The sequence below is a fragment of the Frankia sp. ACN1ag genome (assembly GCF_001414035.1).
GTDB lineage: Bacteria > Actinomycetota > Actinomycetes > Frankiales > Frankiaceae > Frankia > Frankia torreyi.
In genome coordinates, this window is record NZ_LJPA01000036.1 from 14,954 (window position 1) to 39,625 (window position 24,672).

Sequence of the window (24,672 nt, forward strand, 5' to 3'; positions counted from 1 at the left end):
GGTCTGAACGATCTGGGTGGCGGGCTGAATGGCCTGAACGACAACCTGGGTAACGGCCTGAACGGGCCGGGGGGAGACCTGTCCGGCGTGGTCGGCGGGCCCGGTGCCCTCGCCGGGCTGAACAACCCGAACGGCCCGAACAGCGTCACCGGTGGCGGGCTGAACGGCCTGGGCGACGGCCAGAACCTTGGCGGTCTCAACGCCTCCGGACCGCAGACGCTGGGCGACCTCAGCCCCCAGCAGCNCAGCACACTTCAGCAGGCCGGGCAGCTCGACGGCGTGCCGTTGACCCCGGAGCAGTCGGCGGCGCTGGAGCGGGCGGGTCTCGGCGCTCCCGGCGCCCACACCCTCGGCGACCTCAGCCCCGAGCAGCTCCAGGAACTGCAGCGAGACGGCCTGCTGAACGACGTTCCGCTCACCTCGCAGAATCTGCAGACGCTGGGTGACGCCGGCCTGCTCGGAGCGACCAACGGCACGCCGCACACCCTGGGCGATCTCAGCCCGGCGCAACTGGCCGAGCTCGGCTCCTCCGGGGCGCTCGACAACGTGCCCGTCACCGACGCGCAGCTCAACCAGCTACGTCAGGACGGACTGCTCGGCCCCAACGCGACCGGCCTCCATTCACTCGGGGACCTCAGTCCGGCCCAGCTCGCCGACCTGCAGCAACACGGACTGCTGGACTCGGTGCCGGTGACCCCGGGCGAGTTGGACACGTTGCGTCAGGCGGGTCTGCTCAGCCCCCAGGCCACGACCGGGGCCGGCATGAGCGATCTGTCGCTCAACCCGGGCTCCGTCGGCGGCATCGGGTCCAGCGACAACGGCCTGCTCAACCCGTCCGATCTGACTGGTCAACAGACGCCGAGAACGTTTTTCCCCACCCCCGTCGACGGGCTGGACGTGAGTACCCCCGATCCGCACGCCCTCGCCGCCGGCACGGGAGTGCAGGTCGGGAACATCGGGCAGCCGATGGCCCGGGCCCTTCCCGGAGCCGGCGGCGGCTTCGGGACGGCGGGCGTCACGCTGCCGGGTTCGCAGCCGCTCGTGACGGGCGACAGCTCCATCCTCGGCCGGGACGGCACCAGCGGACTGAACGGCTCGGGGGGTGCCAACGGTTCGGCCATGTCCGGCGGGATGCCGTTCATGCCGATGGGCGGAATGGGCGGACTCGGTGGCGGCGGCCAGGGCCAGCAGCCCAAGGAACGTCAGCGCAACACGTGGCTCACGGAGGACGAGGACGTGTGGGGCACGGAACCCGAATGTGCGCCGGCCGTCGTCGGCCGCGGCGACGGCCCCGCCGACGGCGAGCCCGACCGTCCCGCCAGCCCGGTGCTGGTGCCGCCCACGCCGGATCGCAGGACCCGCCGTGGGCGTTGACCTCCCCGGCACCCGCTGAGCCAGCGTGGCCCGCCTCGAGGCGGCGAAGGCGCCCCCCCCGGGGCGGGCCACGCGCGGTGTCTGGACATGGGTCGCGCAAGGACCCCGGTAGGACGCGATGACCCCGACAGGAAAGGGACAGGAAGGGGAGACGTGATGGCGATGTTCGACGAGCACCAGTTGGAAGCCGCGATGGCCGAGCTGGCGCACACCGAGGAGGTCACGGAACGGATCCGGCGGCGGGGCGAGGAGACGACCTACCGGACGACCGACAAGAACAAGCTGCTCTCGGTGACCGTGGGCGGGCGAGGCGAGATTCGTGATCTCACCTTCCGCGGCGACGGCTACCGGGACCTCGCCCCGGCCGAACTGGCCGATCTGCTGGTGAAGACGATCGAGCGGGCCCGCAAGGAGGTCCGTCGGCAGGTCCTGGCCGGCGCGCAGGAGCTGATGCTGGAACTGCCGTCCCCCGTGGGCAACCTGGCCGAGGTCGACTCGGCGGAGAGCCTCGTGGACGAGCTCCTGCGGATGTTCACCCGGAACATGCCCGACGACGGTCGTGAGCTGGCTCCGCCCGAGGGAAACGGGCTGTGGCGATGAGTGACGGCGTGATCAGGCACGACGGCGACGAGATCGCGCAGAAGGTGCCGGCGCTCGGCGCCTTTCGCCAGCACGTGACCGATCTGGGGGGTGAGCTGGCCGACACCCTCGGCCGGAACAAGTTCGCCGACGGCGCGAAGGACGAGGTGTCGCTCTACGCGCAGGAGACGTTCCAACAGCTGATGGACGCCTTCGGGAAGATCTACGGGGCGCTCGGGGAGGCGATCGGACTGCAGGGCGACCGGCTGTCCGTCGTACGCCAGATCGGTGACAACACCGAGGGCGAGACGACCGAGCAGGCCGGCAACTGGCAGTCTCCGGGCGGCCACCACGGCTGACAGCACGGCTGACAGCACTGAGGGCCCAGCGGGACAGGCCGCCGCGCGCGGCGGCCCTGCGCGGGCGTTGTCCTGATCGGCGCCGGGTCGGGGAGGTGAACGGATGTCCAAGTCGATGGACGAGGCCATCTATGTCTTCACCGGCATGCGCCTGCCCGGCGCCGATCCGAAGAAGATGTGGGCCCTGGCCGACGATCTGGACCACTTGGGCGACGTCGTTCTCAACACGTTGTCACCGGAGTTGACAAAGATCGTCCGCGCGGTCCAGACCTCCGTGCACGGTCAGGCCGGACGGCGGTTCACCGCCCAGACACTGCCGTTCGTCATCAGTGACCCGAAGCTCCTGCTCCAGGCCGGCATGCTGCTGAAGTCCGCGGCCACGCTGCTACGCAGCCAGGCACTGCAGGTGGACTACAGCCGCAAGCAGGGCTTCGTCATGTTCATCTTCATGCAGATCCAGCTCGCGATTGCGGCTATCGAGGCCGCGCTCGGGGACGAGGCAGATGCGGAAGCCCGCATCATCCAGACCCGGACGATCATCCAGCGCGTCCTGTCCAAGGAATCGGCCAAGACGGTCGGCGAGATCGGCGCGATGCAGATGCTGTTCATGCCCGGCTCGTCGATCGTGGCCCAGGCGTGGCAGATCCTGGCCGGCAAGCGGAGCGGCCTGGACGGCGGCGAGATCGGGCATATGGTCGAGTACGGATTCGCCGCCGCCGCCTTCTCCATCCTCTCGCTGCCCGGCATGAAGTCCGGGATGGGCAAGCTGGACCAGTGGCTGAAAAACGCGGGCCTCACGAACGGCCTCAAGAACCCGCTCGCCGGACTGGCCGTCGCGACTCTTGTCTCCGGATTGACGGAAACCGGCGGCGGGATCTTCGCCAGCGGCGTGGTGGATGGTCAGTGGGGACTCTCCTCCGTCATCGACGACCTGATCTCCGGCGCCGTCGAGGGCAGCACGGAGCATGCGGCCCACCTGTTCGGTAAGGGGGTGCGTGGCGGGGGCAAGGGAGCCCACATCAATCCGGAAATCGCCGCGCTTCTGAACAAGCTGAATCTCAACAACGGCGGCCCCGGACCGGCGGACTCGGGTCCCAACCTGAACCCGGCCGACGGGTCCGACGACGACGGCAGCGATGACGGCCCCGGCGTCGGCCATGACAAGGGCGGTCCGTCTGCCGGCATGACCGGACCGGCCGACGGGGCGGACTCGCATCTGCCCCCCGCCGGTCCGCTCGACGGTCCCCCGGAGCACACGCCGAGCCTGCACAACGTCGACCTGGACCCGTTCTCGGATTCCGATTCAGACCTGTCGAGCGTGTCGGACCTGTCGAGCGTGTCGCACCTGCCAGACCTGCCAGACCTGCCGGACCTGCCAGTCTTGCCAGACCTGTCGGACTCGTCGAGCCTGTCAGACCATTCGGACTCGGACTCTCTTTTCAGCCAGGCCTCGGACGGCTCCACCAACACCGACCTGAGCGACCTGGACCTGACGTCGATCTCCGACCTGGTCGGGCCCGAGCTGCACGGGCCGAACCTGAAACCGCACCTGCCGGATCTGGATGCGGCGGGGNTCGACGGCCTGGCAGAGTTCGACGACCATTTTGTCGCTCCGTCGCCGGTGCCCGACCTCCACCTGTCCGACGACCGGGTGCCGGACAGCCAACCCCGGAACAGCCAGCCTCTGGACAGCCAACCCCGGAACAGCCGGCCTCTGAACAGCCAGCCCCTGGACATCCATCGGCCGGACGGCTGGACCGCGGACACCCCGGACAGGTTCGCCGGGCCGCTGTCCGATGCTCCCTCGGCGATCAGGTCCGAAGCGCCCGCGCCCCCCGTCCCCGCGCCCCCCGTCCCCGCGCCCCCCGTCCCCGCGTCGACCAGTCCGCTGGTGTCGACTGACCCGCTCGTGTCGACTGCCCCCACGGGACAGGTCGAATTCTCCGGTCCAGGTCTGAATGTCCCCGCTCCCCAGCCCGCGGTCGGTCTCGGTCGTGGTCACGATGCCGTCATCGCGCCGATCGATAGCCCGCAGCACGTCGAACCGCTGGTGTCGGTCGATGAGATCCCGCCGCGGCCGACGCCGGCGCCGGCCGGTCCGCTCTCGGCCACCTCGCCCCTGATCCCCGCCGAGGGCGCCACGCCTCCGCGGACACCCGCCCTGCTGCCGAGCCACCAGGCGTCCGCGGACTCGGACCTCGACGTGGTGGCGCCCGACCCGCGCGTGGGGTCCACGACACCTCCCGACCTGCGTGACCGGAGCACCGGCGAGGCATTGACGCTCATGCGGCCTGGGCCGGTTCCGCCGTCGGTCGGTGGCGCGGGACCGTCGGAGTCGGCGCTCGGGAGCTGGGCTGTATCCCAGCTCGATCCCGCGCCCAGCAACATCCCCGCACCCGCACCCGCACCCGCTCCGGCGCCGCTGGTGCCGCAGGGCCCGCCGGCTGCTGCGTTGTCGCCTGCTGCGTTGTCGCCTCCGACGTCGCCGGTTCCGCCGGTGGGTGGGCGGCCGCCCGCGGTGCCGACGCCTCCGGCTGCCTCGGGGCCGCCCGTCGTGGGTTCGGACACGCCCGGCGGATCGCGCACGGTTCCGGCCCCGTCGCCGGAAATCCGGCATCCCCTTCCCCCGGAGCAGACCTCCTTCCCCGATGGCGCCTCCCCGGGCGCGCCGGCGACACCGGCCCCCACGCCTCCGCCTGCCAGCGACTCTCCAGAAGATCACCCGGAATTGCCCGATCCGGGCGCCGCCGGCTCGGCCGGCGAGCTTCCGGATTCCGCGGCGCCGGACGAACCCGCGGTCACCCCGGCTCCCGGGTCCGACTCGCCGCCGTCGTCCGCCGCTCCGATGAGCCCGCTGCCACCGGCCACGGACGATGCGCCGCCGTTGGCCCCGACTCCAGCCGCGGACCTGCCCGCCACCTATCCCGGGATGGTCGACGAGATCCTTCCGGTGCCGGCGGGGCAGGAAGCCATTCCGGGGCAACAGACGGAACTCGAGCCGCTGCGCCCGGTGGGTGCCGAGCATGATCTCCTGGACTGGGTGCGCATTGATCTACGGCACCGTCCGGCGGGTCGGGAGATCGGTGACAGCGAGATCCTGCGGGTCTACCGTGATCTGCGGTCCCAGATGGCGAACCGGTGGAGGGTGACGAAGGACCTCGCCGTCGATGTGGCCTCGCTCCTGCGAGGCGAGGAGATCGGACGGCTGCGCGGGGGGGCCCCGGGTTACGCTGCCGAACCGAATCCCGCAACGTGGGCCGATCCGCCCGATATCACTACTGCGGGAGCGTCCCAGCAGGCCGACCAGTGGCGCGGCGTCCGCCTGGAGCTGGACGTCCCGGAAGGCGTCCGCTCGTTCACCAATACCGACCTGAGCGCGAATCAACGACAGAGTCTGAACCGCTTCGCTGAACAGATTGTCGCCGACGCCGCGCGGCGGGCTCGCGACGGGCTTCCACCGCTCACCGTCCACCTGGAAGGCGGGGGCAACGGCAGAACCGTCGGCTACAGACGCGCGGTCAGAAGCGGACAGCTTCGCGCCGACTCGGCCTGGCGAGTGCTCGCGCCCGTTGTGGCCACCCGTCTGGTGCAGATGGGCCTACAGCCCAACGCGGTCACCTACCAGACGCACACTCGAGGTGCTCAGCCGGCGGGCGCCGCGCCTCCGGCCCCAAGGCTCGGCTCCGGCGGAGGTCGGTCGAATCCGCCCGCGGATGTGAGCCAGCAGCACCGTCAGATAGTGGGATGGCTGACCGAGAGCACCGCCGCGACCCCCGCAGTGATTCCCGCGGTGGCGCCGCGTGGCCCGGAGCCTCAGGCTGACGGGCAATCCCCCCCGACCGTGGAATCTGCCCCACCACCCGCCGGGGTGCCGGCACCGGTCGATCCCGCTCCGCCCGCGGATTCCGCTCCGCTGGTGGGTGGTGATGTGCGGCCGGTTGGCAATTTGGATCATGAGTTTGCTCCTGCGGTGGAGCCGAAGGGCGTGAAGGACTGGGAGCTTGACAAGGATGGTCGGCTTCGGGTCAACCCGTTGTGGAGCAGGTTGGAGGATTTCTCGCCCAAGCATTTGGAGGCGAGTCCGGCGGGGGCGTTGTGGCAGTTCGCGGTGGGTGTGGACGGTCAGGTTTTTGTGGGTAGTGAGTCGGTGACGTCGATTGTTTCGGCGGCGGAGTTGGATGAGTTGTTTGCCTGGATGTCTCCGCATAATCCGGGGTTGACGCGGGATCAGTTGGAGAGCGATCTGATGATGCATGGGCATCCGACGATCGTGGTGGGTTTTGATCCGGTGTCGGGTCGGACGGTGACGGTGCCGGCTCGGGTGAGTGGTGAGCTGAGTCGGGGGTCTGATGGTCGTTGGGTGATCAACGACAAGTCGGGCCGGTATATGAGTAAGAAGGTGCGGGGTAATCCTTCGACGGCTGATCTGACGCGGTGGATGTCGAACGTGGCTGATCTGATGTCGGCGCATTTCGGTTTCCCGGTCGGATTCGAACTTCTCAAACACGCCGACCCTGCCCCCGCGGCTCTGCCCCCCGCAGCCCCGGTGCCGGCGGACCCCGTCCCGCCGCCGGCCTACGATCCCGCGGCGCCTGTCGACCCCGCGGCGCTCGGAGATCCAGCCGCACACGTCGATCCCGCTCCGCCGGTCGACCCTGTGGCTCCCGGGGATCCAGCTCTGCTCGTCGACCAGGCTGCGCCGGCCGGTTCCGCGGTGCGGGTTGATCCGCCGCCGCAACCCGGTGCCATTCCGCCGACCGATGATCCGATCCTTCCCGTGGTGGATGCGGCCACGACGACCGCGGACCCTGTCCAGTCGTCGGCCGCGCCGTCGGCGGTCGACCCAACTCCGATACCGGGGAGCGAGGAGCCTGATCTGTTGGATTGGGTGCGTCTGGATCTGCAAGCCCGTCCTGCGAATCGGGAGATCGGCGTCGGCGAGATCCTGCGGGTCTACCGTGGCCTGCGCGCCGAGACGGCGAACCAGGGCAAGGCGACGAAGGTGCTCGCCGGCGATGTGGCTGCACTGCTGCGAGGCGAGCCGCTCGGACGGCTGCTCGGCGGCGCCCCGGGTAACGCGGCGGATCTGGGCCTCGGCACTCCTCTCGAACCGCCGGTTTCGACTCCGCCGGTTCCGCCGATGCCGTCGCGGCCGGCGCCGGGCCGCCCGCTGACCCTGGACCTTCCCGCGCTGGATCCGGACGGTGACCAGTCGGCCGAGCACACGATGGCCTCACTGGATGGCAGTCTGGCATCGGTCGAGCCGACGGCCCCCGACATCCGCGGCACCCGGAACACCCAGGACAGCCAGGGCCCCCAGGGCCCCCAGGACACCCAGGACACCCGGATCAACAATGCCCGCACCGCCGGTAATACCAGTAATGCCGGTGTCGCTGGTAATGCCAGTGGTGTAGGGAATATCGCCGACGGCGTCGCCGTCAGAGACTCCGCCTTCGAGCCCGGGAATCGACCGCTGGAAGAGCCGCCGCGCCAGGTGGACGCGCACGGAGGGCAGCCCGGCCTTCAGGTCCCGCCCCGAGGAATGGCCGCCCCTCAAGCCGAAGCTCTTCCGTCGGGCCCCGACCATCCGGCCGGGGGTCAGACGACCACCCCGCGGCCTTCCCCGACCCCGCCGTTGACGACCCCGCAGCCATCGGTGACGCCGGTGACGGCTCGGTCTGCGGACGCGAACACGGTGCGCCGGTCCGGTAATGTGGTCAGGCTGCCCGACGGCCGGTCGTTCCGGGTACGCAACGTCCCCGGGAAAGTCGGGGACTGTTTCCCCTGGGCGCTCAGGCTGAGCGCCCAGCAGCAGATTCAGCCCGGCGCCACGGCGTCGACGTCGCGGGCCCCCGCAGGCCTGTCGAGTTCCGTTCCGATCAGGAATTTCCGTTCCGAGCTGGCCCGGCGGTACCGGGAGGAGGTGCGCCAGGCCGCCCGCCGCGGTGAGACCCATCCGGACGCCGTCCGGGAGATCGTGCCGCTACTGCTCGGCGATCTTACGGACAATGCCGTCGTCGCCATTCTGCAGGATGCCGGGAGGAGCATTACCCCGACCCAGAGGCAGATCGATGTCTGGTCTCGGGAGGAGCAGCACCGGGCGGCCAGGAATCTGCTGGCCGACCGGCGGGCCGCTGCCGGAGAGGACCGGGCGCAGGCGTGGGACCGGGTGCGCGACCTTTCCATCGAGCTCGTCGAACAGGAGGTCGGCCGCCAGCCCGCGCCCGATCCCACGGGGTTCGCCTTGACCGACCCTCATCTACGCGCCCTGCGCGCGGACCTCGGAGACTGGTTGAGGGAGAGCCCCGCCACTCGGTTCCGGCTGATTCAGCCCTGGCTTCCCCGGCCCATGGCGCCCGTCGTCCCCTATGTCCGGGCCGCGCTCCTGCGAGACGGCCGGCTGCCCACGTTCACCGACCTGCTGGCGTCGGCCATCGAGGACCGCGATCTGTGGAACACCCCGATCGGCGAGGAGGTGCCGGGCGCGATCGCCCGTGTCGCCGACCTGGACATTCGCGTGTTGCAGGCGGGGCAGGAAGAGCTCGGGCTCAACGAGGCGGCCGTCGGCCGCCCCACCGTCTACCTGCTACGGAGCCATAACCACTACCTCGGGCTGGAGCCGATCGTGCGCCCGGGCGTCACCGGCCCGACAACTCCCTCGACAGCGCGCACGCCGACGGCTCCTGCGACGCCGGGCAAGCTCGGGGAGGGCAACGGACCGGACGTTCCGAGCCCGACCTCGCCGACGCCGGCATCGGATGCCGCCGGAGGGAAGAAGGCCGGCCCGTCGTCGCCGTCGTCGAAGTTCGAGCCGAAGCGCTGGCTGGAGAAGACCAGCGGCCGGCCGGGCGGTTCCACCTTCCCGCCGCCCGCGAGAATCTCCCGGCATGGCCGGCTGAGTGCCTCGGACACGGTGATCGGGCTGTATCCGGGGGAGAACGATGCCTACCGGTGGATCGAGCAGCAGCTGAAGGAGCCCCTGGGTGGGGCCTGGGCGGAGATCGAGCCGGATGTGCGGAACTTCGTCCAGGCCTCGGTGATCAAGGCGCGGATCGCCGGGATGTCCCGCGGTGATCGGCGTCGGCTCACGATCAACCAGCGGGGATGGACGGGCACCATCACCCTCGATGCCCTGGTCCGGGACTTCTCGCCCGTCCGTGAGGTGCAGAAGTTCGAGTTCGAGAGTGGCTCGGAGTCGCAGGGCACCGGAGGTGATCTTCATGAGTCGCGGTGGAGAACCAACGTCAATCTTCCGGTGCGGGCCACGACGCCGAAGTTCCAATGGACCGGCGTCCTCGGCCGGTACTGGGACTCCAGTCACGGGACCAACGAGACGAGCAGCGGGCGGACGGTCGCGAAATCCAAGGTGGTCGAGCCTGCCACGCTTTACGACGGTACGACTGATCTCGGCGTCACCATCGATCTCCGTCGCCTGAAGGTCGGGAAGAGTATCGCCCCGAAACGCCAGGTGTTCGCGATCGGCACGCGGATTGCGACGCCGAGCGCCGACAGCCCCGACGCCGACGGCAGTCCTCGGCTGCCCGAGACCCACTACACGGCTCCGCAACGGGTGCAGCGGGATCACCGCCTCGGGTCCACGGACGTCGTGCTGGACGTGCACCCGCTGATGCTGAAAGGGATGCGGTACATGCGGGACACCCGCGGCATCGAGGGGGTCCTCGACGACCTCGATCTGTCGGGCGCCACCGTCTACGGCTCGATGTGGCCGCGGGTGAAGCAGGAGATCCTCGCCGAGGTCGACCTGGACCGCATCCACCAGCACCTGAAGGGAATGATGTCCGGTGATCCGCTGGCGGTGAGACTGGAGTCGGTCGACGAGACGCTCGAGATCTCCGCGGAGCTGGTCGCGCTCAACCATGTGCGGGCGACGGCCCAGACGGAGTTCAACTCCGGCACCGAGACCTACCGCTTCACCTCCGACCAGCGCATCACCTCCGACGCTCTGCAGCTCCCCGCGGGCGGCCAGTTTCTCGGCACGGCGAAGACCGCCTTCGACATCACCGGCACCGGAACCGGGCAGATAGGCCGGGACACGGTCGTGCTGAGGGACTCACTGACGAAGTCAGGCGTGGCGAACAAGACCAAGAACCCCAACGGGCAGAAGTTCGACGGCCGCATCAGACTGACCTTCCACCTGCGCAACAAGCCGGCCGTCGGCTCGGTGCGGACGGCCCAGCCGACGGCGGAACTCGGCATCACCACGGTGATCGAGACGGACGAGGCGCAGCGGGTGGACAAGCCGGACCACTGGGTGGCCATGCCGACGACGCCCGCCCCCCACCCGACCCGGCCGAGACGGGCCGCAACGGATCCGACCGCGCCGACCGCGCCGACCGCGCCGACCGCGCCGACCGCGCCGAGACGGGCCGCAACGGATCCGACCGCGCCGACCGCGCCGACCCCGCTGACCCCGCTGACCGCGCCGATCGCGCTGACCGATCTGACCGCGCCGGCGCCGACAACCCCAGGGGCGGCGGGCTCGACGACGTCGGCCGACGACGACACGCCCCCGCCGGTCGCGCCTCGCGACGTACTGGTGCCGCCGGCACGGATCTGGAGCAACGGTCCGGGAACGGGGCTGCGGGACACGGACACCGTCCGCGACCTTTATCACATGGAGCGTATCCGGGCCGCGCTCGATCAGCAGGGTCTGGCCTTCTTCGGTGAGCGCACCTGGAACGGGATCCGCCAGGAGGTCCTGACCTGGTTCAACCGGGATCGGCTCGCGGCCTACCTGGCCTCGATGACACGGGGAGCCGTCCTCGACGGCCCGGAGCTCAACCAGCGGGACGTGCCGCCGAGGGCGTTCATCCAGGCACGGGCGAAGGTCACGTCGACCACCTTCCGGCGGATAACGGGGACCGAACTGTCCCCGCAGGACGAGACGAGCGCGCAGTTCTCCCGGCGGCGGCTGAACTGGTGGAGCCAGCAGACGACCGCGGTGCTCGGCGGTGTCCCGACCTTCGCCGGTGGGGAGGTCGCACTGCAGGGTCTGGGGGGCAAGGAGTTCCGGCGCCGGACCGGCTGGCGCCTGCTCAGCTCCGGAAAGATCGTCGCCGGTGCGAAGTTCCCCACCCGGGTCGGGATCTTCGACAGCGACGTCGAGTTCACCTTCACCTTCGGCGCCCTCGCCAAGAATCATGTGTCGACCCCGGCGACGGTGCAGTCCGAGATCACGATTCCCGAAGGGGAGGGATTCCGCTTCCCGGACTCCATCCTCCCGGCGACCAGGATCACCGCGAATACCCACCCGGCGGAGCTGACCGCCCATCAGGCGGAGCTGGACGCCAAGCCGACGACGCGGACCGACAGCGACCCGGCACCCTCCCCGGTGCAGCCCAGCGGCTACATCGTCGGCAAGCCGTCCGCGTCGAGCGAGAGTGTCCACGCGCCCGCCAGGGTGACGGACGAGCGCCGGATCAGTCCGAGCGACATCGCGCTGAGCATGGGTGCCGACGACCGGGTCGTCATGCGGGCGGTGACCCGCGACCTGCAGCCGCTGCTCGGATTCCGCTGGCGGCGAAACGAGCGGCGGCTGAACCGACGTTACGAGGGCGACCCGCTGCGGGCGAGACTGTCGGAACTCTCCGGTGGGGAGGAGGTGACGACCAAGGTCAGGGGCTTTCTCGTCTGGGGCAAGGTGGCCGTGCGGGCCGAGATCGGCAACCTGGCCTACCACGAGCCCGTGCCCGGCATCGAGATGGAGAGCGGGACCGAGACGTCGCATTCCCTCGGCGGCAACATCGACTCCCGCAATCGGGACGTCGTGCTGTTCCCGGAGAAGGTGAAACTCGACGGCCCCCATCTGAATATCAACGCCACCGCCGCCTACAACCGGGACAAGGCGACCTCACACGCCGGTTTCGGCGGCGGACGTACCGTTGCCAAGGGCAAGACGGTGGAAACAGGGGCGCATTTCAAGGGACCCGTCCGCTTCGTCGTGAGCTACGACCTGCGTCGCCTGGGCTTCCCGCTGCGCCGGGGGCCGCGGACGGTCACCATTCCCGACGCCTCGGTCATCTTTCCGATGCGTGACACCCGGACCGGGACGGCCGGCCAGCCGCCGGTCGACCGGACCCCCGCCACCGCCTTCGCCCCGCCGCCGCGGATCCGGCAGACGCGCCGCCTCGGATCCTCCGACATCGTGCAGGACCTGCGCGGCCTGCCCGCCACTGCCGGCGATCGCCTGCGGGGCATGGACGACATCCTGCGCCACCGCGACGTCAACAAGGAGGGCCGCCGGGTGTTCGGGCACCGGTGGAACGCGGTCAAAGACAGGATCAAGAAAGAAGTGCCCCTGGTCCGTCTGCAGTACGACTTCCGGTCCATGACCGCGGGCGACCCGATCGAGGTCGCGGTGCCCGGCGGCCGCGTCCTGATCACCGCGTCCCTGCCGGCGGATCTGCCGCACGTGGGCAACACCGACCAGACCGAGTTCAACACCGGCACCGAACAGAGCAGCGCCACCGCGACGACGGACGGGGTCACCGCCTACGGCATCTCCCACAGCGTCACCACCACGACGCAGATCTTCTACACCACGGACCCCTTCGGAAAGTCGCCGTTCAAGGGCCGATTCGGCGGAAACGTGATTGCCCAGGCGGGCAAGGACGACATCATGACCCAGTCGATCACGTCGCGCGCGGCGATGACGACGAAGACGAAGAAGCCGGGCGCGGTTTTCGACGGCCGGGTCCTGCTCCACTTCCGCATGGAGCGCAATCCCTGGTACGACAAGCCCAGAGTCGGGATTCCCGATGCCCACGCGCGGCTGCGTGTCCTGACGGAGCAGGCGGAGGCCGAGGCGCGGCCGGCTCCGGACCGTCCGCAACCGGCCGAACCGGCCAAACCAGCCGCCCCGATCCCACCGGCCGCGACTCCGGTTCCGCCGGCGCGGATCTGGAGCGATCAGGCCGACCGTGGTCTGCGGGACACCGACGTCGTGCGAAGCCTGCCCGAGACCGCCGGCCTGCATCAGGCTCTCGACCTCGCGGGCCGGGAGTTGTTCGGAAAGCGGACGTGGCAGAAGGTCGGTCCCGCCGTCCGGGCGGCGTTCAGCAACCCGAACCTGACCGCCTCGCTGACGGGGATGACCCGCGGCGAGCCCGTCACCGTTCCGCGGCTGCTGAACAACGTGATCTCCAGATCGACCTCCGTCTCGGCCACCGCCCGGATCCTGCACCTCCGTCACCTGCGAACCGACGAGGCCGCCGAGCTCAATCCGGTCAACGAGACCACCACCGCGGTGTCGCGACGAGGGCAGTACTGGACGGCCGGCGGCCTGCAACCCCAGGTCGGCTTCGTTGCCGCCGCTCCGGGGGCGGACGTGAGCCTCGACCTCGTCGCGGGTCCGACCTACCGGACGAGGAACACCGACGTCGCCGGCTCGGCCGGGCGGGTGCTGGGCAACGGCAAGTTCCTGAGCCCCACGGCGAACTACGAGGGATTCGTCGAAATCTCGATCACCCTCACCCATGGCAACACCACCCGCGTCGTCACCGGCGTCGTGCCGGTGGAGCTGGGCTTCCCGGTCGAGGAACTGTCGATCGACTTTGATCCGGGCACGGTCACCACCTTCGACCTTCCCGGGGACGACGGCGTTTCCGTCCAGTGGTACGGGCCGCGGGACATGGACCTTCCGGAGCCCCGCGTCCCGGCGCCGACGGCGCCTCCCGCAGAGGAGCCGGGGGAGTCGTGGCGGGCCATCGGGCTGGAGCTGGATATCCCGGAGGGCATGCGGGTTTTTGGACCTGCGGATCTGCGAGTGTTCCAGCGCAACCATATTGATCAACTCGCCGACGAGATTGCGCGGGAGGCGGCGCGACGGGCTCGGGCGGGGGAGCCGGGCCTGGTCGTGCACCTGGAGGGTGGGGGTAGCGGTCAAGCGGTTGTTGTTGGCCGTGCGGTGCGGTCTGGGGGTTATCGTGCGCTGTCCGCCTGGCAGGTGCTGGCGCCGGTGCTGGCGCAGCGGCTGCAGGCGGTCGGCCTGCCGGCCGCGGCGGTCGGGCACGAGACGCACACGCGAGGTGCCGGTCCCACGTCCGCGCCGATGCAGGCCGACGAGGCAGCCGCTTCAGGGCAGACGCGGGAGCAACGTCGGGAGCGTCGTCGGGTGTCGATCTGGCTGGCCGAGGACCCGACGGTCCGCCCGCCGGTCATCGGCCCACTGGCCACCTCGGCGCCGGCGCCGGAATCGGCCGACGCGAGCACGCCTGCCCCCACGCCGCGTCCCGGTCAGCAGCCCGCCCCGCCGCTGGTGGCGCCTGTCCCGCGGCCGGTCGAGCCGGTCTCGCCACCGGTGCAGACGGCGTCCCCGGAGCTCCCGGCCCCCGCAGCACTGCCGCCCGATTCCCCGACGCCGCCGGCCTCCGGTGCGCCGGCCGGCGGCCGTTCGCAGGAGCCGGGCCGGCCGGGGTCCTTCACGCGCGGCAAGCAACCGGTCGTTCCCCGACGGACATCGTCGTTGCGACCTCCGCCGGCCGTCGCGCCCGCACCGCCGCCGCTGCCGCGCGGACCGGAATCCGTCTCCCCGATGCCGCCGGCCTCCGGTACGCCGGCCTCCGGTGCGCCGGCCGGCGGCCGTTCGCAGGAGCCGGGCCGGCCGGGGTCCTTCACGCGCGGCAAGCAACCGGTCGTTCCCCGACGGACATCGTCGTTGCGACCTCCGCCGGCCGTCGCGCCCGAGGTTGCCCCGCAGACCTCGTCGTCGGGCTCTCCGCCGGCCGTCGCACCTGCTGTTTCCCGGCAGACCTCGTCGTTGGGCTCTCCGCCGGCCGTCGCACCTGCTGTTCTCCAGCGGACCTCGTCGTTGAGTCCTTCACCGCCCGTCGGTCTCCCCTCGGTCCTGGAGGTCCCGGAGGAGGACCTTACGGAGGAGGGCCTCCCGCCGCAGGATCCCCAGTCGCGGCAGCCGCCCTCGTCTGGCGTCGCCCAGGACGATCAGTTGGCGATCTCCGAGCAGCCGAGGGACGGCGGTGCGACTCCGTCGGCGCCTGAGCCACTCGATCCGTCCGCTGTCCCGGCCGAAGGGAGTCCCCGGCGGGCTGTGGATGTCGACGCGATCACCGTCGCTGCGCCGGTTGCCGTGAGCGAGCCGGCTGTCGAGCAGGGTTCTGGACTCGAGGCACCGTCGACCCGATCCCCCGCGCCGTCTCGTGCGGTGGATGAGGAACGGGAGCTCCTGCAGTCGGTGCGGGCGAGGTGGCCGGTCGGGTCGGCGCGTCAGGAGCCTGACGATGGGGAGATTCTGGCGGCGTACCGGGAGCTTCGGGCGCTGCCGCAGAACAGGCGGCGGCTGACGAGCACGCTGGTCGACGGTGTGGTTGTGGTTCTTCACGGTGGCCGGATCGGCGGGCTTTTCGGCGGGGCCGGTCTCACCGATTCGCCGGGGGAGCCGGTCGACCCGTGGCGGGCCATCGGGCTGGAGCTGGACCCTCCCGACGGGTTGCGGGTCTTTGGGCCTGCGGATCTGTCGGTGGAGCAGCACGCCGACCTTGATCAGCTTGCCGAGCAGATTGTGGGGGAGGCGGTGCGGCGGGCTCGGGTGGGGGGGCCGGGCCTGGTGGTGCATGTGGAGGGTGGGGGCAGTGGTCGGCCGCTTGCTTTTGGCCGTGCGGCGCGCTCCGGGCAGTATCGTGCGCTGTCGGCCTGGCAGGTGCTGGCGCCGGTGCTGGCCCGGCGGCTGGCAGCGGTCGGTCTGCCGGCCGCTGCGGTCGCCCACGAGACGCATACGCGAGGTGCCGGAGTCACGTCATCGCCGATGCAGGCCGACGAGGCCGCTGCCCGAGGTGAGGCGGAGGACCAACGTCGGGTGGCGATCTGGCTGGACGAGGACCCGACGGTCCGCCCGCCGGTCATCCCGGCGCCAGAGCCTGCGGCGCTGCTCCCAGAGCCTGCGGCGTCGCCTTCGGAGGCTGCGGGGTTGAAGGTCGAGTCCGTCCCACCGGCGGTGGCGACGTCGGTGGCACCGCCGGCTTCTCCGCCGCTTGAGCCGCCGCGTCTGTTCGACGATTCGGCCGCCGATTCCGCGCGCGGCGAGGAAAGTTCGCCCGGGGTCGGCGTGGAGGCGGCCGCACCGGCATCCCCGATTGCCGGCTCATCCGTGTACGAGTCCGATGCCGGGGAATCCGAGCCGGTGGGTGGCACGGGTTCCGGGCTGCTGGCCGGCCCGGACGCCTATCGGTTCGCGGTGGACGATGCCGACGCCGTCATGGCCGGTTCGGACTCGTCGGACTCCCGCTCTGAGTATTCGGACCATTCTGACGACTCCGACTCCGACTCCCGCGAACGCGATGAGCCGGTACCCGCCGAATGGTTGGACGACTTCGACGTCCGGGTCGATGCGGAACGTGGACTGGTCGTCGCGGGTGGAATGAACAGGTTTGCGGACGAGTTGCGGGGCCAGCCGCATGTGACAACGATTGTCCTACCGCGGATGGACGACGGCGCGCTGGGCATCCGCTGGCGGGATGGCGGCGTGGAGCGGCTGGGGCCGGAACTGCTGGAGGACCTGCTGGCGGTGGCGGGTTGGCGGGGCGGTCCGGTTCAGGTGTGGGCGCCGAGGGAAGCGGCGGGGGGCTGGGCCGATCAGGGCGACGAGAAGGCCGAACACGACACGTTGCGCGGGCAGCTGCAGGCTTTCTCGACGCATCTGCGGACCGAGTTCTGGCTGCCGGTGCTGGGCGTCGACCCGCAGGTGGTGGACGGCCGACTGGTCGCCCGCGACGACCGGACGGGGCACGGGTGGAGCGCCGCCCTGCGACCCGAGGAGGCGGACGGCCGCAATCTGTTGAGGCCGCCGGTATGGCTGTCCCCCGCGCAGGACGGCTCCCTGGTGCCGGGCGAGATCGGCGGCCCGGTGCTCTGGAACAACGGGATGGCGTCCCTGACGCTGCCGGAATATCTCGCTGAGATTGACTTCCTGCGCGCGTTGGCGGCCGCCGAAGCCGGGCCCTTCGAGTTGGTGCTGCCGGCGCACGAGGGCGGCATCGGCCTGACGATGCCCGATGGCCACCGGCTCCGCTTCCGGGAGGACTTCGAGGATGCGCCGCCGGCGGGGGGCGAGCATCCCTCCTTCGTGTCGTTTCTCCAGGACAACGGCTGGTCGAACCACGCCATGCACTACGTGGACCTGCGCCTGTGGGTCGCCGGGGGGCCGGGTCGGTCGCAGCAGATGCTGCACCGGTTCGCCGCCGCCGAGGGCGTGGAGATGCTGGTGCTCGACGGGAGCAGCCACGGCGAGTTCGACGATGCGGGCGGCGGCCCGCGGGCGGTGGACGCCGCGGGGCAGCGGACGCCGTGGCAGGTGCTCGGACCGCTGGCTGAGCAGGACGCGAGCAAGTGGGACACCGCGGATGGCGGGGCGTGGCTTCGCTCCGAGGACGCGGTGGTTCGCACGGCCACCGGATTGATCGCGACCAACCTATATGACTACCTGTCCACGGTCCGTGACGCCGCGGAGCTTGCGGCCCGGGATGATGTCTACGAGGTGTCGGGATTCGAGGTCGAGCGAGACGATGCCGGAGAGCCCCAGTTCGTGATCAGACGGCTGGACGGAAGGTCCACCACCCTGGCGCCGTCGGAGATGCCCGCCTACCTCGAGGACCGGGGGTGGCAGCGAGATCGGCCTCTCGCCGTCATCTATGAGGACGCGGAACCAGCTGAGGCCGACCTGCACCGGGAGGCCTGGCGGCAGGTCGGCCTCGCGGCGGACGCGACCGTGTTCGCCGCGGGCTTCGATTCCGTCATCCTCATGGGTCGCCGATGGAGCGTCATGCCGCCCCATCGATGGGAGATCCTGCACGAACCGGCCGACCGGCCGGCTGCCCTGGTGACCGACCCGGCGGGTCGGCTGGGGGCGCCGGATGCCCCGGCCTGGTTGTCGATGGACAGCAACGGCCTGGCGGCGCCCACCGAGGACCTCGTCGCACTGAACGGGACGCGGTACCAGGAGCCTGATGCCGGCTTTCCGTCGGGCTCGTTCTCGCTTGATCTTCCCCTCCTGCCGGATGGGCGTATTGGTGTGACGTTCGGCGACGGAAGTGTGCGTCCCCTGGCGGAGGTGGGGGCGGACACGGTTGCCGCCGCCGCGCAGGCCGAGCGACGCGATCCGTTCGGGACGGTGGTGCTGTGGACGGAGTTGCCGGCGGACGAAGCCGAATTCCAGGCCTTCGCCCGGGACACCGAGCTTCTCGCGGCCGCGTTCGCCATGCCGATCTTCCGGGCCCGCCGGGGCGTCGATCCGGTCGCGAGGCTGGAGCTCGTGGCTTCGCCCGGCGAGGCGGAGCGGCCCCCGGGCTACCTGTCACTGAACGCCGACGGTCGGCTCGTTGCCGACAACGACAGGAACATCCAGGCGTACGAGAGCGGCGCCCTGCTGCTCGGTACCGGCAGCGATCAGGAAGGGGTCCGGCGGGCCCTGGAGGAATGGCACAGCTCGCTGCTCGCCATGCCGCCGGTCGCCGGCGCTCTGCCGCTGGTGGTCGTGAACACGCTGTCGACGGGCGAGCCGTCGTGGCGCGCCGACCGGCCGGTGCCGCTCACGGCCCAGGCGGTGGTCGATGCTCTGAACGGGGCCTTCGGGAGTTCAGGCCAGTCCCCCCGGAGATCCCCGATCCGGCTGGTCGCCACCCGCAGCGTGCAGAACGAGGGTCCGCTCGAGGCGCTGGCCGCGGAGATATCGGCGCTGCTCGGCGGCGAGCCGGTGTATGTCGGCCATGACGCCGCCTATGTCTCCGATCTGGGGGATGTTCTCGCGCCGAGCTGGGTTCCCGTCGTCGCGCCGGCCGGGACCGCCTCCGCCGTGGCGCGGCTGGAGCACGTCCGGGACAGTCTGACGGGTGCGCTTGTTCCGCTCGATCACGGTTTCGAGCTGTCGGGGTCGGAGACGTCGGAGTGGTACCTGGCGGGGGCGTCGATCGCGGATCTCCTGGCGGTGCCGTTGGTCGACGATCAGGGGATCTTCGGAGTCGATCTGTCCGGTCGGCTGTCCGACGATCGGCTGCCGCCCGGGATCAGCCTGTCCGACGAGCCCGACGCTGCGCCCGCGCCGCCGTCCGAGGCGCCGTCGGCGCCGAACAGACCGGTGCGGCGTCCCGGTGGGTTCGTGGTGGTGGCCGACGGCGATCTGGATGCGGTGTACGGCCAGCATCCCTCGTTGGGCGGGGTGCGGATTCCGCCTGACCAGTTGGCCGCGATCGTGTTGGCTCATGCGCCGCGAGACTTCGCCGGGCCGGTCCATCTGGGCGTCGGGTTCCTGGAGCAGGACCCAGGGTCGCTGGCGCCCAGGCTCGGGAACGTGGGGTATGCGGCGTCGCTGCGGGCCGAGCTCGGTACACCCGTGTACGCGACCCATCAGCGGGAGCCGGACTACAGCGAGGCCGGTGTCTGGCACGAGGCCCCACCTCCCCCTTCGGGTGAGACGGGCGCCGTCGGCCCCCATGCCGCGCTGGATCTCGCCGGGCCGGAATATCTCGACGCCGCGCTGGTCGCCCCGGTGGATCAGGCCGTGCAGCAGGGATTCCTGCCCGTCGTCGTCGCCACCACGCCCGATGGTCGGGCGGCCGTGCGCATCGAGAACGAGTTCGAGTCGACGACGCCACGCCGCCTCGCCCGGCACATTCAGCTCATCGTGGCCGGTGGCCCCGCGCGTGACCTTCCCGTCAGAATCTTCACGATCCCCCCCGAGGATGCTCTCGGTGAACCCCGCCAGGCCGGCTACGAGGCCCGGCGGAGCCGCTTTCTGAGCGAGGTACACACCCAGCTGAAGACCGTGCCGCCCGAGGTGAGGACCGAGCTGGTCCGCGAGACGCCGCCGTATCCGGGACCGGGGCTCGTCCTGCGGTTGGGGTCGGCCGGGCATGGACGGGTGGTGCCGGTGCCGCGTGCTGTCCCGCATGACGAGGAGGGTCTGCTCACGGCCGTTCTGCAGAGTGTGGCCTCGCAGCGGCCGGGGACTGATCTGGCGGACCTGTATGTGTTGCTCCGGTCGGCGCCGGGGCCGGTGGCCCGGATGGTCAGGGCCGAGCTCGGCGTGGTCCTGGCGGATGCGCTGGCTGCTGGCGGTCGTGGGTTCGGTACCGGCCCGGCGACCGCCGCCCTCGTTGATCTGCTGTCCGACGACGAGGTGGAGCGGCTGGTTGCCGGGCAGGAGCGGGACGGCGCACAGCCCCGCGAGGTCGTCGGGGAGGCGTTGTCCGCGGGGCCGGATCACCCGATGTGGGATCGGGTGGCGGGTCTGCCATCCGAATCGCCGCGGGAACGCCGCCGGGCCGTGGTGGCGGCGGCGGTGTGGGACGCGGCGCGAGGTTTGGGGCGGGTGCCGTCGGCAGGGGAGATGGCGGCGGCGGCCTTGCGGGGGGATGGGCCGTATGACGGCGGGCTGCTGGCGGTGTTCGGTCGGGATGTGGTTCCCGACCTGTTGGGTGTCGGGGTGGAGTGGGTGTCCGCTCGGTCCGGCGGGGCGGGGGAGGCGCCGACGGAGGCGGTGCGGGTGTACGAGCATCCCGACTGGGACACGGCGCTGAATCGCTATCACGCGGTGGAGCCGCTGGGGCTGGGTTCGACGGTTCCGCCGATGGAGGACACGAATCCGTCCGTGTCGGAGGAGGCCGTTCGGGACGCCGTGCTGGGGGCCTGGCGGATTCTGCGGAATCGGGTGTGGAACCCTCCGCCCTACTCCTCGTTGGAGCCGCCCAGTACCTCCGCCGACCCGTCGGAGGCGAGCCGACCCACCGGCACGGGGCAGCCACCGGGCCCCGCGGTTCCGCGTGACTCTCCGGCCGGGCGGCTGGTTCCGACCGCGGGTCCGGTGCTCGGCACCGTGCGGGTCGATGGCGGCGATTTCCAGGTTCTTCGGGTTCCCGGGGACGGCGTGTGTTACTTCACCTCGGTGATCGTCGGAGCCCGGGATCAGGTGCCGGATTCCCCGGTGGCCCGCATGACGGTGGAGGAACTGACCAGCGGAGTGCATGAGCTGTTCACCGGGCCGGCGGGGGAGGAACTGCGCCGTGCCCTCGACCGGCCGGAGCTGGGGGGTGGCCCGGCGTCGATGGTCCGGGAGTTGGCCCGTGGCCTGGGCCTGGGTGGNCTGCGGTTCGTGGTGGGAGGGTCCGCGGCGCGTTGGGGCCGCGGGGAGGCGTCCTACCTCCTGCGCCAGTTGGAACGGAAGGTGGCCGCCGATCCGACCGGTGCGCAGTGGAACCGTCTGCTGCGGCTGTCGCCGGCTCTGGCGAGCGTGGGTCAGCGGGAACGGCTCGCCGGTTTGGGGGTGAGTGATCTGGTTGCCCGTGCGATCCGTGATCCTGCCGCCTGGCGGCGGACGCCGTTCTTCGACCGGGTTCCGGAGATTGTCGCGCTGGCCACCGACCTGGACGTGGTGACCGTGACGACCGGGGATGCCGGCGAGGTGGGGACATACCATTTCCATCCCTCGTCGGCGGGGGCCCCGCGGGCCAGCGTGTATGTGCACTACAACGGCGTGGATCATTACCAGGCCATGGTGACCGTCCCGGGCGCGGCGCCGGCTTCCGCCGGTCATCCGTTGCCGCGCGGTGCGGGAGGCCCGTTCGGTGCGGGAGGGCCGAGCGAGGAAGAGGATCTCCTGCGGTGGGTGCGGGGGAGGCTGCCGGTCGACTCGGTGTATCGGGAACGCCCTGACGAGATTCTGGCGGTGTATCGACGGTTGCGGTCGCAGCCGCAGAACAGGCGGCGGCTGACGAGAACGCTGGCCCCCGACGTGGCTGCGGTTCTTCACGGCGGCCCGGTCGGGCGGCTTCTTGGGGCCGGTCCCACCGATTCGCCCGGGGAGCCGGTCGACCCGTGGCGGGCCATCGGGCTGGAGCTGGACCCTCCCGACGGGTTGCGGGTCTTTGGGCCTGCGGATCTGTCGGTGGAGCAGCACGCCGACCTTGATCAGCTTGCCGAGCAGATTGTGGGGGAGGCGGTGCGGCGGGCTCGGGTGGGGGGGCCGGGCCTGGTGGTGCATGTGGAGGGTGGGGGCAGTGGTCGGCCGCTTGCTTTTGGCCGTGCGGCGCGCTCCGGGCAGTATCGTGCGCTGTCGGCCTGGCAGGTGCTGGCGCCGGTGCTGGCCCGGCGGCTGGCAGCGGTCGGTCTGCCGCCCGGCGCGGTTGGGCACGAGACGCATACGCGAGGTGCCGGTCCGACGTCCGGGCCGATGCAGGTCGACGGGTCGGCTGCTTCATGGGAGGCGTGGGAGCGTCGTCGGGTGTCGATCTGGCTGGCCGAGGACCCGACGGTCCGCCCGCCGGCCCTCCGCCCACCGGCCATCCCGGCGCCGGCGCCGGAGGGGCCGGAATCGGCCGACGCGATCACGTACGCCTCCACGCTGCGTCTCGGCCAGCAGTCCGCTCCGCCGATGGTGGCGCCTGTCCCGCGGCCGGTCGAGCCGGTCTCGCCACCAGTGGAGATGACGCCTCTGGAGCCTGCGGCGACGCCTCTGGAGCCTGCGGCGCTGCTCCCAGAGCCTGCGGTGTTGCAGGTGGGGTCCACCTCGTCGTCGGTGGAGTCCGCTCCGGAGCCGGTGGAGTCCGCTCCGGAGCCGGTGGAGTCCGCTCAGCCGGAGGCCGTGCTGCCCGTGGTCGACGCTGTCCCACCGGCGGTGGCGACGCCGGCAGCACCGCGGGCCTTCGGCTTCTCCTCCCCGGAGTCGCCCGCCCCGGAGTCGTCAGAAACGTCGTCGTCCGATCCGGCGCTTCCGTTCGACGAGAGTGATCTGCCGGGGCTGTTGGCTTCTCCGCCGCTGGAGTCGCCGCGTCTGTTCGACGATTCGGCCGCCGATTCCACACATGGCGAGGAAAGCCTGCCTGTGGATGGTGACGGGGTGCCTGGGCCGGTGTCTCCGGTTGCCGATTTGTCCGTGTACGAGTCCGATGCCGGGGAATCCGATTCTGCTGACTCGGATGCTGGTTCGCTGGCGCCGGTGAATGTTGAGGATCTCGCTGTTCGGGTTGATTCGGGGCGTGGGCTGGTGGTGGGGGAGGGGATGGCGGGGCTGGCGGAGGGGTTGGTGGGCCAGCCGCATGTGACGTCGGTGTTCCTGCCGCGGACGGAGGACGGTGAGCTGGGAGTGGCGTCGCGGGCGGGTGGTGAGGTGGTGCCGGTGACGTTGGAGGTGTTGCGGGCGATGCTGGCGGCGGCGGGTTGGCGGGGTGGGCCGGTTCAGGTGTGGGCGCCGAGTGGGCCGGCGGCCACGGCGGCCGATCAGAATGACACGGATTCCGACTCCGACTTTGACGAGGATCCGGAGTTTAGTCGGCTGGTCAACCAGCTGCGGGCTTTCTCCCGGAATCCGGCGAGGTGGTTCCTGCTGCCGACGGAGTTCTGGCTGCCTGAGCAGGGTGCTTCGCAGCGGGTGGTGGAGGGACGTCTGACAGCGCAACCTGGTCGCTCGGGGCGTGCCTGGCGGGAGGTGCGGGCGCGCCACATTCCGGGGGAATCGCTGAGAGTTCCCTCATGGCTGTCTGTGGCGGAGGATGGCTCTCTGGCGCTGGCCGAGATTGAAAGCCCGATGGAATGGAATGGTATCCTTGCGTCGGTGACGTTGGCGGATTATCTCGATCAGCTTCCTTTGCTGCAGGCGTTGAACCGGGCGAACACCGGGGTCCTCGATGTGGTTCTTCCCTCGCATGAGGGAGGCGTCGGGATGACCCGGCCCGATGGTACCCGGGTGCGTTTCCGTGATGATTTCGAGGATGATCCCGGGGACGGGGTCGCGGGTCCCACGTTTGCGGAGTTCCTGCAGCGGGCGCTCGGGGACGTCCGGCATTTCAGGGCTTTGCGGTTGTGGACCGCGGGTGGGCCCGGCCGGTCGGAGCGGATGGTGGAGCGTTTCGCGGCCAGTACCGGCCTGGAGGTGCTGGTGCTGGACGCGTCCAGCCATGGGGCCTTCGACGGTGCGGGGCCGCGATCGGTGGATGGGCAGGGGCGGCCGACGCCGTGGCGGGTGATCGGGCCGTTGGCGGATCAGGGTGCCAGCAGGTGGGAGTCGGTCGACGGGGTGGCACGGCCGCGCCGGGATGACGCGGTCGTCCGCACCAGCACCGGGCTGATCCAGCAGGGTTCCGACTCGTCGCCGGAAAACGTCCGCGAGTCTCCCAACAGGGATGACCTTTACGATGTGCGGAACTTCCGTGTCCGGCGCAACGCTGCCGGCGAGCCCGAATTCATGATTGGCCGCCGGGACGGGACGTTCTACGCTCGATCACCCGTCGAGATGGTGGAGTTTTTCGAGCGTCACGGTTGGAATCCGGGTCGCCAGCCGCTCGTCGTCGCCGAGCCGCTCGACACCTACGGCAGCGACCCGGACTGGCTGATCNCCCTG

The 24,672-nt window shown here is 70.8% G+C and carries 2 protein-coding genes and 2 pseudogenes; all 4 read left to right on the forward strand.

Going from position 1 to position 24,672, the window contains the following annotated elements:
- Positions 1 to 1,530: 1,530 nt before the first annotated feature.
- Entirely contained in the window at positions 1,531 to 1,974 is a 444-nt protein-coding gene (locus UK82_RS25280) for a YbaB/EbfC family nucleoid-associated protein (protein WP_044888453.1), read from the forward strand.
- A gap of 8 nt (positions 1,975 to 1,982) precedes the next feature.
- Positions 1,983 to 2,312: a hypothetical protein gene (locus UK82_RS25285; RefSeq protein WP_236706420.1), complete on the forward strand. Its 330-nt coding sequence runs from the start codon at positions 1,983 to 1,985 to the stop codon at positions 2,310 to 2,312.
- 103 nt (positions 2,313 to 2,415) lie between these two features.
- A pseudogene (locus UK82_RS40070) lies at positions 2,416 to 3,885 on the forward strand (hypothetical protein); the annotation flags it as partial.
- 18,336 nt (positions 3,886 to 22,221) lie between these two features.
- Positions 22,222 to 24,666, forward strand: a pseudogene (locus tag UK82_RS40080) (hypothetical protein); the annotation flags it as partial.
- Positions 24,667 to 24,672 lie beyond the last annotated feature (6 nt).

Coding starts and splice junctions, on each gene's coding strand:
- UK82_RS25280 (WP_044888453.1), top strand. CDS start 1,531: ATGGCGATGTTCGACGAGCACCAGTTGGAAGCCGCGATGGCCGAGCTG.